This window comes from Serpentinicella alkaliphila (genome assembly GCF_018141405.1).
Lineage (GTDB): Bacteria > Bacillota > Clostridia > Peptostreptococcales > Natronincolaceae > Serpentinicella > Serpentinicella alkaliphila.
In genome coordinates, this window is sequence record NZ_CP058648.1 from 622,516 (window position 1) to 635,122 (window position 12,607).

Below are 12,607 nucleotides of genomic sequence, written 5' to 3' on the forward strand. Positions count from 1 at the left end.
CCTTTACAACACTAAGGATATTATAGCATGAACCTCCCACCACTTAAATCCTATCGGATTTTGAAGTGTGGGTTTCTTGTGTATCGAATTTAAGATTTCACTATCTCTAGGCAACGCTTAACACAAGTGGCGTGGACACGACGCCTCTATTCCCTTTGCCGAAGGCATCAGGAACTACTTTTCTAATGATATTGGCAGCACCGTTCACATCTGCATTTATTAAAATGTCGTTCTTTGTTTTGTACATACCTCGTTTAATTCTTTTACCTGAGAATTGTAACTTCTCTTCTTTCTTATCTTTATAGCTAGGAATATGGTCATTATCTAAGAAAGACGCTTTTGAGGTGTAACTCTCTTCAGTTATTATCACCTTTATGCACTTCATATTAGCCTTGTAGATCAAAATTTCAATGAACATGCTATATGGTATACCCTTAAAATTAAGCTTTATGTCTTTTCTTAAATTAACATTTTCTTTAAAGTCCTTGTTTTTACCAATAATAATGGTGTCAATATTTAAGCCTACGGCATATTGGATAATATTAAAGCTAGCCTTATGTAGAAAGTCTTTTACTTTATCTCGTCTTTTGCTATCTAACTTATCTAATCGACTAGAGGTGAAGGGCCCTTGTTTCTCAGTTTTACCTTGTCTTAGGATTCCATAATAATGAGCTCTCATCTTGTTGTAGTATTGATTTATACTCTTAAGCACTTTGCCCTTAATAATAATTGGCTGCTGGCCAACATTATTTACGATGGTTGCAAAATTATCAATACCTAAGTCAATGCCTAAAATTCTTTCAGGAGTTTCCTTTAAGGGCACCCGCTTCTCTTGAAGCTCAAATACGACTTCGATTGTGTAGTATGTATGCCCTGGTACTATGCGAACCTGCTTTAACGAGCCTTCAATCTGACCCAGCTTACCTAGATTGATTTTTTCCTTAGTCTTAGGGAACTTAAGATACTTATTATCCTGAATTACACAGGTCTGATTTGAGAAAAAAGCTATTTTTCGGCCATTTTTTTTAGCGTATCTTGGGGGCTTTGGTTTGCCTTTGTATTTATCAGGATTCTTTTTGTAATCTTTTGATGCCTCAAAGAAGCTCTTCCAGTCTTGAAATACCAACTTTATCACATGCTGATTGCTGTGTGATGGTAAACTTATGTAATCAACTTGATTTCTGGTCTTAAAGACACCATCCAGTAGACCATAGCTTGGATAAGAGTTTTCTTCAGTCAAAGATTCGAACAGCTTTGCATCTGCAATTTTCTTCTTTTGGTTTTCAGGTTTTTGAAGTTCCTTTAATCTTCTTTTTTCAACATAGGCTATCTTGATGTCATTTAAAGTCTGGATAACATCATTTATTTCTTTTATCACTTTAACTTCATTATCTTGTCTGCTTACTTTATCTTTTTTTAGCCCACTAAAAATTTGGCGAATATAGAAGTTAGTCGTGTTATATAGGTTCTTAGATAGGAAACACATGCTATCGCAATAGGTATACAGCCTATGTCCCTTCTTAATTCTAATGCTTTGAGTTCTCAAAATTTTATCTTCATCTTTTTTCTTTTCCATGATTTCACCCCCCTTTAATATTTTTTGATTTCCTACAATTACTTTTCTCCCTGACTTTCGATGTACTGCTCGATTACCTCGATAGTGGCTCCGCCAGTTGAAATCAAGCAAAAGCTTTTAGACCAACCAAAATGCTCTTGCACAACTTTGATGAGTTGGTGTTGGGATGACAGCTATGCAGAGCATGGACATGGTCCTTGTCGTGATTCCACTCAGTTAGAGTTATGTTGTAGCTAGGTGCTACTCTTTCAAACACTTCTCTTAATCTAGACGATATCTCATCATCTATAACTTGTCGTCTATACTTTACTACAAAAATCAGATGAATGCTAAATACCGAGTGATTATTTGACTATTTGGCTCTATTTTCAAATTACCATAATATTTTTTGTTCGTTAAGACTGATTATATTTTAACATAGTAAAAATATGTGTCTCAACCCCATATTTACATAATTCATCCCCCACTTTTAGAAGATGTAGGTTTTCTTTTGAGTTTTAAATAAATTTTTCCATAACTGGTTTTAGTTATTTAAAAAGCTAATGTTCCTTTAATTTTCTGTCATCCTCTTTCCATTTATTCATATATTCATATTGCCAATGGTCTGGATTTGTAACTCCATAAATAACGCGATTATGACCAATTGCATATCCTATAATACTTCCCAAGGTTGCTGGTATAGCAATTCTTAAACCTACCATCTCTACTAACATAATTGCAGCAGCTAAGGGCACATTTGCAATACCCGCTAAGCTTGCAGTCATACCAGCAATTACTAAAGAGGATGATAACCCACTTTCAGCCCCTACAATTACAGATAAACAGTTACCCGTAGCTGCACCTAAAAATAGAGCAGTTATTACTAATCCCGCACTTCCACCAGAAGCTACTGTAAATGAGGTTGCAAGCATTTTACCTATAATAATAAGCATTAAAAATCCTAAAGTCATTTGACCAGTAATTAGCTCTTGTATAATATCCGTTCCTTTTCCTGCAACTTTTGGGATAAATATTAATACTATTCCAGTTAATAAACCCCAAATAAAAGGGTTTATATTACTCTTTATCCTATTATTAAACAGATCTTGAGTCCACTTAAATATATTAATAAATATTAACGAAACTATCCCGGCCAAAATAGACGCAAATATAAATAAAGGGACGTTAAAAACATTAGGTAAATAGTTAGGCAATTGGAAAAATGGTGTGGATTTATATACCATGCTGTATATGACATATCCCATCGTAGATGATAACATAGCTGGAAAAAGTTCAGTATAGTGTAGGGATGAACGATATAAAACCTCTACAACAAATACCCCACCTCCTAAGGGTGATCTAAAAATTGCACCAATAGCACCAGCTGCTCCACATATCATAAGAGTTCTTCTTTCCTCATCAGTAAATAACTCGTTTATTTTAATTATTTTTAATATTCCTTCTGTCATTGAACTTCCTATAACTAGCATAGATCCTTCTACGCCGCCCTTTAATTTAAACCTAAGGTTATGGCTGTAGCTACAATCTTACTCCATGCGTTTCTAAACTTAATCTAACACCCTCTATTTACGGTTTCTATATATTTATCTGGCCAAAGCCTGAAGCTATGTTATCAGACCTATAAATTATAATAACTAATAGTCCACCTATAGCTGGAGAAATCCATAGAGGAAGAGACAAACTTAATCTACTTACAATATTTATCGAAAAGTTTAATATTAGTGCAGCTAACCCCCCACATAAGCCCATAATAGTTGCTATAGTTAGCCATTTTGTCATATATCCACCCACATATCAATACCTAATTCTAGTCATATATATCTCCTTAAATAGATTTTCCATTTATTCTATCCATTTGGAAAGAAAATAATATTTAATAACAAGATAAAAATAGATATTATTGAGTGGCTTACGTACTATGCCTAATGTTAAAAAAAATGGTATAAGATAATCTAGTTATCTTATACCAGTGAATTTTCTCTACTATAAAGTTTTATATATTATAACCTACTCGACTAATTTTGTTTTATCTGGACTATTTTCTATTTTGTAATATGCCATGACAATTACAACTGCTACAGGTCCAATAATTAATCCTAATACACCCAAAGTCTTTAATCCTACATACATAGATACTAAAGTAAGAAGTGGATGAATACCAATTTGTTTACCTAGTACTTTTGGCTCCAATAATTGTCTTATAGTCATAGCACTTACATAAACAATACTTATATATACTGCAACACTATAATCACTTTGCAGAATATTCCACACAATCATAGGTAGATATACAACACTAACTCCTAATATCGGTAGGGCATCAATTAGACTTACTATTAAAGCTATTATAGCCGCATACTCAATCCCTACAATATATAATCCAATAATACTTACAGAAAATGTAACAGTCATTAGAATTAATTGGGCTTTAATATATCCCATTAAGGCAAGAAGTAAATCTTTTTTAAGTGCCCCTGCCTTTTCCCTCCATGATGGCTCAGTATGCTTCAGCACAAAACTTTGTATTTGTTCCTTATCTCTTGCAAAGAAAAAGGCAGCTATAATTGTAACAATTAAAAATACAAAAGCCTCCGGAACAAAAGTCAGTAAACTAAGAATAGAAGACAAAACAACACTCATATATAGAGTTATCTTATCTGCTAGGATATTAATTCCATTTAGTAAACTTTGACTTATTTCCTTTGGAAGTAAATTATAAAAAGCATGAACTTTATCAAATATAAGTCTAGCTTCATCATAGAAATAATTTCTATTTTCAGATAACATAGAAGAGAACTCTATAGTCTCAATTGTTATTAACCCTCCTATTATAAATATAACTAAAAGAAAAGTTCCTACTAATAAAGATAAACTAAAATATATTGCAATGGAACGTGATACTCTAAGTTTTTTCTGAAGAAATCTAATTAATGGTTCGATAAAAAACGCAATCCCCCATGCTAAAACAAAAGGCAAAGTTGCGGAAATAAAAATTGAACCAAAATAATATGTTATAGCTAAGCAAACCAATAAAATCACAATTTTCAGAATATTTTTTTGATGTTTTTCATAAAACTCGAGCATAATGTCCCCCTCATTTGTTTTTGCCTCTCATTATAAATGAACCTTTTACTTTATATTTACAAATCCCCACAGTTGCTACAAGTTTACCCAAGCTCTAAGAACAGTACCTGCCCCGATTAGCTACATATCTTATATTTACATAGCTAATTTTAGTAGATTTAGACTTGCGTTATAGTCCCTATCTATTTCTAAGCCACATTCAGGGCAGTAATGGTTCTACATGACAAATCCTTTATTTGACTTGATTTATTGCCACATGTAGAACAAAGTTGACTACTTGCATAGTTTATTGTTGGATTATGGTTTTATCATTTAGATCTATAGTATCGTGAGGATGCGAATGCACTTAATTCTATTCTTGTCAACTCGTTCTACTATAATTTTGGTATTTTCTAACTCTAACTTCTCTCCTAGTTCAGGTAATCTTCCCAGCTCTTTTATAATAAACCCACCAATTGAGTCAACATCCTGTGACTCAAAGTTTGTACCTATCATTTCATTTACTGTCTCTATTCTTAAACTAGCATTAATTATGAATTCGTCCTCTTTAATTACTTCTATATCCTTTATATTATCATCATACTCGTCTTCGATATTCCCAACAATTTCTTCAATAAGATCTTCAATTGTTACTATTCCGGCAGTGCCTCCATACTCATCCAGTACAATTGAAATATGAACGCGCTTCTTCTTCATATCTTTAAAAACCTCAGTAATTTTTTTGAATTCAAAGGTATAATAAGGTTCTCGTATAAAATTTTCAAGTCTAAAGTTTTCTTTTGCTTCATCATTGAAAGCTATATCTTTAACATTTAGAATTCCAATTATGTCATCTATTTTATCTCTATACACAGGATATCTTGAAAATTGTTCACTCTTAATTATATTAATTACCTGCTCATAGCTGTAATCTACATCAATAGCAACAGTTTCTGTTCTTTGGACCATAACATCTTTAACCTGTAGGTCGCCGAATTCAAAAACGTTGTGTATCATCTCTCTTTCTTCAACTTCCAATACACCTTCTTCTTGACTCACATTTACAATAGTTCTTAATTCTTCTTCTGTAATAAATGGATGTTTTTTTTGAATATTTCCACCCATTAACTTTACTAATCCATTAGTTAAATAAGTAAAAACAACTACGACTGGATTTAGTATTGTTACAATAAAAGATAATAATTTTATAACTTTGAGTGCAACCTTTTCTGAATTTTGTGCTGCTAAAGATTTTGGTGTAATCTCACAGAAAATTAACACTATAATAGTCATAACTGCTGTTGCTATAGCAATACCACTATCTCTAAAATATTCTATTGCTAATGATGTTGCTAGTGCTGAGGCCGCAATGTTTACAGCATTATTTCCCAAGAGTACAGTTCCTAGTAGCTTAGCAGGATGTTGCACAAGCTTATTTATTAAAACAGCGCCTTTTACGCCCTCTTCCATCATATTTCTAGTTCTAATTTTACTTAAAGACATTAGTGCTGTCTCTGCTGCTGAAAAAAAAGCCGAAAAAGCCAAAAGTAAAAATAGAACAATTATTTTCCATAAGTTATCCTGTCCCAAACAAAACACTCCCTTTTTGCATTAGAAATATATCTTAATCATACATCATGTCCATTTATATATCAATATTATATAATCTAGTGAAAAACATAAGTAATAGAATATTTATATTATTTATATTAATAACCTTAATCTACGATAATTACTACTAAAAATACTATAAATCATATAAATAAAACAGCCTCCAATATTGCAATTATTTCTAACTACATTGTGGAGGAGTTTTATTTTCTAAAATTTAAATTTTTATACAAAATTCAAGTTAATAAAACACTATATAAACAAATAAACTTCAAAGAAATGGTATCAACCTTTTTCCCAACGGGCCTCATTATTTACTACATAATCGTTTAACTGACCCTTACCGTATGTTACACCAGCAACAATTGATGGCCCCTTATTTTCAGTCGCTACAGCAACCTCTTTAGCGCCTAGTTCTCCCCATGCTTCATATAGTGGATTGACAATTTTTACTGCTTTTTCTAGCTTCTCAATATCCCTTTCTATTTCACCTTCAGTTATTAGCTTATTTAAAAAGATATACATACTTTTTAAATTTTGAGCTATTTCTGACTGACCCTGAACTGTGGATAGTAGTTCTGCTATTATTTCTCTAGCCTTGTATACTGACTTTTTTAGTTTATTTTCATCGTTATCTTTTATTGAAACAATTGCTTCATTAATAGTATCTAATAACCCTTCAAAAACAATTTCTACTAGCTGAGCTGGATTAGCTTGAGCAACTCGGCTAGCTAAGTACTCCTTTTCTATCATTTAGTTCACCTCTCCTAAAATCTTAGAAATTTTTAAAAACTTAGGGAGAGTTACACTCTCCCTTTGTATTTAATTTAAAATATTATATTATCATCCACCAATTAATTGCAGAATAGACTGTGGTCTTTGATTAGCTTGAGCTAACATTGCAGTACCAGACTGCATTAAAATGTTAAGCTTAGTAAACTCTGACATTTCTAAAGCCATATCCGCATCTTCAATTCTAGATAATGCTGCTGTTAAGTTTTCTGTAGTATTATCTAAGTTAGCTGCTGTATATTCTAATCTATTTTGAATAGCTCCTAAAGCTCCTCTAAGCTGTGCAACCTTTAAGATAGCATTATCATATACAGTAATAGCCGCTGTTGCTCTGTCTTCTGTGGATACGTCTAGGGCATATTCAATAACTCCTTCAGAAAGACCATTTGTAACCTCGATTACACTTCTGAAGGCTGAGCCCTTGACTCCAGTATTACCCTCTGGAGTAGTCCAGCTAATCCCAAGTTTAGTTGCACGAATGTCTCCAATAGACAATCTAAAGCCTTGGCCTTGATTAGGTCCAATTTGTAAATTAGTTATAAATTCCTTTGGTGTACCTTCAATAAAGATTGCTTGTCCTTTAAAACCTTCTGCATCTGCAGTTACTATTAATCTTTGTGGAACATCAGGATCAACATCAAGATCCACTCCAGCAAACCCTAGTCCAGATAACTCACTAACTAAGCTTTCTATAGTCTTTGAGTTTTGTCCATCTGCCAAGTTAATAGGTCTATTAGAACCTGTGTACGGCCCTATTCTACTATCATAGAACTCGATTTTTTCGTTTCCTATTGTTAGAGTTGACCCTATTTCAGGTACATCGTTAAAATAAAAACATCCGACAGCATTTCCCGTGTCTCTTTCTGCCTCGCCTCTTACAATAAGATTATCTGCAACTGTAGTCCCGAAAATTGCATTTAATATATTATCAGTTCCGGTAATTTTTACTTCACTGGCCCCCCCAATGGAAGTCGTTCTAAATTCTATTGTCCCTGCATCTGTCCAAACCGCATCCCCTAAATCCCCTAGAGCGTTATTAAAGGCCTCTAATAAACTAGTAGTAGTTGCATTTTGTGCTGTACCATCTAATTTATTAAGGTTCACAATTCTCTCCTTACCATCAACCCAAATTGAAAGTTGTTGGGATGTTAGGTTTCCTAATGCCGCTACTTGTGAGTCCCCATTATCACCAACTAATGTAACAGGAGTATTATCTACAGTAATACCACCAAAACGTGAGGCAGCTGAACTTTCCACCTCCACATCATTAGCATTGGCCCCTATACTTGTAGCAGTTACCCTAAAATCACCAACTCCAGGCCCAGCACTTAAAGTTACACCTGGAATTGTTAAAGCTCTAATCGCATCCCTAAAATCCTCTTCATCTGCAAGTCCGGTTCTATTTATAGTAACATTTGCTCCAGTAACTGGCGTACCTAAATCATGAAAACCAATAACGAATCCATTAATAGTTAATGTATCTCCATTTTGCGGTAAATCAGAAGCATTTACACTGAATACCCCAGTTGCTGCTATACCAAAGGGTTTTCCAGAAGTGAAAGTTGCGGGTGCTCCTGTGGACATTCTATGTACAGTAGTATTTGAATTAGGTGCCATATTTCCTCTTAATATATTTCTTGTATTAAATTCCGTACCATTTGCAATTCTATTTACTTCAGAAGTTAATTGGTTAATTTCATCTTGAATAGCTTTTCTATCTTCATCAGTTGATGTTCCATTTGCAGATTGTACTGCAAGCTCTCTCATCCTTTGTAGCATAGAGTGAACTTCGTTCATTGCACCCTCTGCAGTTTGAATTAAAGAAATACCATCTAAAGTATTTTGAGATGCCTTCTTTAGACCCCTTACTTGAGCTTTCATCTTTTCAGATATTGCCATTCCTGCAGCATCATCTGCAGCTTTATTTATTTTTCTTCCTGAAGAAAGTCTCTCTAATACTCCAGAAGATTTATTCGTATTATGACTTAAAAGTCTGTGTGCATTTAATGCTGGTATATTATTATTAATTCTCATTTAACATTTATCCCCCTTGCATTTTCATTAGTATTTATGATATTTAATGTTCACCTTTTAAACTCTTATTACATATATCGACTAATTTCTAAAAAATCTTTAATTATTATTAAAAGAAAGATTTCTTATTACTACCTTTCTCCTTATCTATTCCTTCTACAAAAACTAATATTTGTGCAACTAATTCATACAGTTCCTCTGGTATCTCTGTCCCTACTTTAAACTGAATCAACTCCTTCACCAGCCTTTCATCTTCATATATGAATACTTCATTTTCTTTAGCTTTCTGTAGAATATTCTCTGCAACTACACCCTGTCCCGTTGCAGTAATTTTAGGAGCATTATCCTTTGCTAAGTTATATTTTAATGCAACTGCTTTTTTCATTTTTTCCATATCATCACCTAGATTTTAATGTCTAATTTTGTTCTATTGAGGTTCCCGCTATCATTTGTCTCTGGTAAAATTTCTAGTATATTGTTCTGTTCACTTATGTTATATGAAATATCCTTAAGCTCATATCCTAGTTGCTTTAAGGTATTAGAAATCTTATCGGTATATTTCTCTATATAGGCCTTATCCTCATGGGCTTGTAGACCCATCTTCATAACTACCCTCTTATGATTAACCCCTACATATATATTCAAGTTACCCATATTGTTTGTGTCAAAGTTTAATAATATGGACATATTATTAGGGTCAATTTTTTTGCTGCCTTTTTTGTTGTTCATAACATAAAGTTGAAGGTTTTTCAGTTGGTCGTTAAACATATATGGCACTTGATAAACATTATCCTCTTTATTAAGTTTAACCTGAAGTTCTAGGGAATCAAAAAGCTTTTCTCCTACTTGTCTTAACTGATCCTTTGTTTCTTTTTCTAATAAGTGTGACTTGCTTTCGATTGATTGCAATACTTTCCCTAAATCATGATATGGTTTTTCAGGTATCCCTTTTCCTGTTTTTAAGCTTATTGATAAATCATTTAGTATATCTTTTAAGCTTGCAGCTAATTCTTTAAATCCTTCCTTACCTTCAGCACCCTTTAGTATATTTAAAATTTCATTTATATTACTCCCTATCTGCTCTTTGTTACCTAAAAAGTTGAATAGTCCAGTTACCTCTTTTAAATTTACTGGCAGGGCATTTTTCATCAATAGAGATATAATACTATCCCTATGACCTTCCTTTATATTACTGATATTTTTTATTAAGCTTTGGATGTCTGGTTTCTTTTCATTATCATATGGTTTTGCTAGCTCTTTAATATCTAATGATAATATATCCTTAGTTTCCATTGTAATTTTATTAAAATTATCTGTAATATTCTCTAGAGCAAACTCTAATTGTTTATGCTTTTCATGTAAATTTAACAAATTTGTAGTATTTAAAGGAATATTATTTTGAATTAAACTCTTTGCATATTGCTTAATATTTATATCCTCAGATAGTTGACCTAGTTTTACTGCATTTTCATTTATATAGGCATTAATTCTACTTTCTATTTCCGGGCTTATTACTCTAGGCATATTAATAGTTGTTTTTGTTTCAGTTATCATATCCATTTGCTTTATATAGTCTTCTTTAGATATTAGGCCGTCTAAAAACTGTTGACTTAGTTTTAAGGCATTGAGGGTCATCGGAAGCTTATTATTTATCTGATATGATAAGGTATCAATCTCTATAGAACTTATAGTTTCAATAATATTAAGCTTTTCAAATCCTGTCTTAAATAAATCACTTTCATCTAGGTTTACAACTGGACTTAAATTTTGCTCATATTCATTAATAAATTGAGAGAGCTTTACTAATTCTAATCCCTCAAGTTTTATATTTTCCTTAGATGCCCTAATAGCCATTTGAACTGATAAATTATCTTTTATATACTTTAAACTGTTATTTGTACTTTGAAGCTCACTCATACCATTTGAGTCTAATGCTTTTAGCTCTTGCTCTGTACTAATCACTTCTTTATTTTCTACCACTCTATTACTTAGGCTTTCTAAAGTAATCGGTCTTTTCAAATTGATCTCTCGAGCTATGGTTTCATCATTTACATTTTTAACCCGATCAATTAAATTAGATAACTTAAAGCTATATGGAATACCTACTTTTATTTCACTGCTTTCATTCTCTATGGATTCTACAACCTTATTTTCTATCTGTGGCTTCAATAGTCTATTTAAGGTCTCTAGTTTTATATCTCCACCCCTTTTGATAAGGTTAATTAATTGTTGATCATCCATTTTCTCCAATACTTTTACTATTTTTTCTACCTCTATTGTTTTATCTAATTTGTCTTTTTCTACTACTTCCTGTCTATTTATTTCCTGATCTATGTTTTTTAGCTTTTCTGCTATTTCTCTAATATCTATCTTTTCTATTTCTAGTCCAGCTTTTATTAAAATAGATGCCTTGTCCCCACTTACCAGACCTGTAAGTTCTTTAACTGCATCCTTAAGCCCTTTTATTAATTTAATATTTTCCTTTGTTAAATCAAGCCCCTGCTTTACAATGTTTTTTGAAAGATTAACCGTGTCTTCTGAAATCTCTATCTCTTCTCTGCTCAATAAAGTTTTAATATCATCCTCTAATAATCTTAAGTCCTTTTCGCTAACCTTCGGGCTAATATTTAAACCTTCATATGCTCTATTTGCATAGGAAGCCATCGTACCAATTGATTGAATCGAACCTTTAATAATGTTATTTTTTATTTTATAAAGGTTATCTATTGAAGTAGTAACTTTATTTTTTACTAATTCGATTAATGTCTCTTCTTTTATCGACTGTATATCATCAACTTTATTTAAAATATCATTAATTCTATATATATTTTCTTTAGTTATTTCTACACCAGATTTATGTAGGGACTTAATAGCATCGACAACATCTTTACCCATTTTACTACCAAATATTTTTATTGATAATTGCTCTGCCTCTTCTGTTTTCATTTCCTTTTTAAACTTAAATAAATCTGAAAATGAAAAACTCTTTTTCTCATTTTTAACATTCTCTATTTCCTCAGCTATCTTTTGAATAGAATCATTTTGTATGTTAACATTCTTTTCTATTAGCTTAATTGCTGTATCATAGTCTAATCCATCTATTAATTTATTTAACTGTCTCTTAATTGCAACAAAGGACTGAATATTGCTTTTATTAATAGTCAGATTAAACTTTTCAAGTGCCTTCAATGCCTCTTCAGACTCACTAGTCTCTGGTACTTGTAAAGCTCTTAATATATTAATTGACTTTTCGTCCTCTATATTACTTGCTTCTTTATCTACAACCTCTGATTTTTCTATATTACTTTTATCTATAACTACTGTATCTCCAATTTCAGCAGAGATTTCCTCTTTAAGTTTAACTTCCAATGTTTTGTTACCACCTAAATCAAGTTTTACATTGCTTCCATTTATATCTACTAAAACCCCTCTTATTTTAGAGGAGCTAGGAATTTTATCATAGGAATGTTTAAATACCCTTAAAAGGGATTGACCAAAAATCTGATTCATCAAAGACCACCTTCCTTCAAC

The 12,607-nt window shown here is 32.2% G+C and carries 9 protein-coding genes and 2 pseudogenes; all 11 read right to left on the reverse strand.

Annotated features, from left to right (window positions below):
- Nucleotides 1-106: 106 nt before the first annotated feature.
- Nucleotides 107-1,576: an RNA-guided endonuclease InsQ/TnpB family protein gene (locus tag HZR23_RS03200; protein WP_132848728.1), complete on the reverse strand. Its 1,470-nt coding sequence runs from the start codon at nt 1,574-1,576 to the stop codon at nt 107-109.
- A gap of 38 nt (nt 1,577-1,614) precedes the next feature.
- A pseudogene (gene tnpA / locus HZR23_RS03205) lies at nt 1,615-1,904 on the reverse strand (IS200/IS605 family transposase).
- 211 nt (nt 1,905-2,115) lie between these two features.
- Nucleotides 2,116-3,045 carry a chloride channel protein gene (locus HZR23_RS03210; RefSeq protein WP_132848727.1) on the reverse strand — a complete coding sequence of 310 codons (930 nt, stop codon included), beginning with the start codon at nt 3,043-3,045 and terminating at the stop codon, nt 2,116-2,118.
- A gap of 106 nt (nt 3,046-3,151) precedes the next feature.
- Nucleotides 3,152-3,355 carry a hypothetical protein gene (locus HZR23_RS03215; RefSeq protein WP_132848726.1) on the reverse strand — a complete coding sequence of 68 codons (204 nt, stop codon included), beginning with the start codon at nt 3,353-3,355 and terminating at the stop codon, nt 3,152-3,154.
- A gap of 228 nt (nt 3,356-3,583) precedes the next feature.
- Complete coding sequence (gene ytvI, locus HZR23_RS03220) at nt 3,584-4,660, reverse strand: sporulation integral membrane protein YtvI (RefSeq protein ID WP_132848725.1); 1,077 nt, start codon at nt 4,658-4,660, stop codon at nt 3,584-3,586.
- Between the two features lie 135 nt (nt 4,661-4,795).
- A pseudogene (locus HZR23_RS17985) lies at nt 4,796-4,870 on the reverse strand (zinc ribbon domain-containing protein); the annotation flags it as partial.
- A 108-nt stretch (nt 4,871-4,978) separates the two neighbouring features.
- Nucleotides 4,979-6,229 (reverse strand): HlyC/CorC family transporter, encoded by a 1,251-nt coding sequence (locus HZR23_RS03230; RefSeq protein ID WP_132848724.1) that lies wholly within the window; start codon nt 6,227-6,229, stop codon nt 4,979-4,981.
- A gap of 306 nt (nt 6,230-6,535) precedes the next feature.
- Nucleotides 6,536-7,003 carry a flagellar export chaperone FliS gene (fliS, locus tag HZR23_RS03235; protein ID WP_132848723.1) on the reverse strand — a complete coding sequence of 156 codons (468 nt, stop codon included), beginning with the start codon at nt 7,001-7,003 and terminating at the stop codon, nt 6,536-6,538.
- A 90-nt stretch (nt 7,004-7,093) separates the two neighbouring features.
- Nucleotides 7,094-9,076 (reverse strand): flagellin N-terminal helical domain-containing protein, encoded by a 1,983-nt coding sequence (locus HZR23_RS17520; RefSeq protein WP_279229894.1) that lies wholly within the window; start codon nt 9,074-9,076, stop codon nt 7,094-7,096.
- Nucleotides 9,077-9,185: 109 nt separating this feature from the next.
- The gene (locus tag HZR23_RS03250; protein WP_132848722.1) at nt 9,186-9,470 is read right to left on the reverse strand and encodes an EscU/YscU/HrcU family type III secretion system export apparatus switch protein; all 285 of its coding nucleotides are present in this window, start codon (nt 9,468-9,470) and stop codon (nt 9,186-9,188) included.
- An 8-nt stretch (nt 9,471-9,478) separates the two neighbouring features.
- Nucleotides 9,479-12,586 (reverse strand): DUF6240 domain-containing protein, encoded by a 3,108-nt coding sequence (locus HZR23_RS03255; protein WP_132848721.1) that lies wholly within the window; start codon nt 12,584-12,586, stop codon nt 9,479-9,481.
- Nucleotides 12,587-12,607: the final 21 nt, after the last annotated feature.

Excerpts from the sequence above, each read along its gene's own strand:
- fliS (WP_132848723.1), bottom strand. The coding sequence starts at position 7,003 with ATGATAGAAAAGGAGTACTTAGCTAGCCGAGTTGCTCAAGCTAATCCA.
- HZR23_RS03255 (WP_132848721.1), bottom strand. The coding sequence starts at position 12,586 with ATGAATCAGATTTTTGGTCAATCCCTTTTAAGGGTATTTAAACATTCC.
- HZR23_RS03200 (WP_132848728.1), bottom strand. The coding sequence starts at position 1,576 with ATGGAAAAGAAAAAAGATGAAGATAAAATTTTGAGAACTCAAAGCATT.
- HZR23_RS17520 (WP_279229894.1), bottom strand. The coding sequence starts at position 9,076 with ATGAGAATTAATAATAATATACCAGCATTAAATGCACACAGACTTTTA.
- HZR23_RS03210 (WP_132848727.1), bottom strand. The coding sequence starts at position 3,045 with ATGCTAGTTATAGGAAGTTCAATGACAGAAGGAATATTAAAAATAATT.
- ytvI (WP_132848725.1), bottom strand. The coding sequence starts at position 4,660 with ATGCTCGAGTTTTATGAAAAACATCAAAAAAATATTCTGAAAATTGTG.
- HZR23_RS03250 (WP_132848722.1), bottom strand. The coding sequence starts at position 9,470 with ATGGAAAAAATGAAAAAAGCAGTTGCATTAAAATATAACTTAGCAAAG.
- HZR23_RS03215 (WP_132848726.1), bottom strand. The coding sequence starts at position 3,355 with ATGACAAAATGGCTAACTATAGCAACTATTATGGGCTTATGTGGGGGG.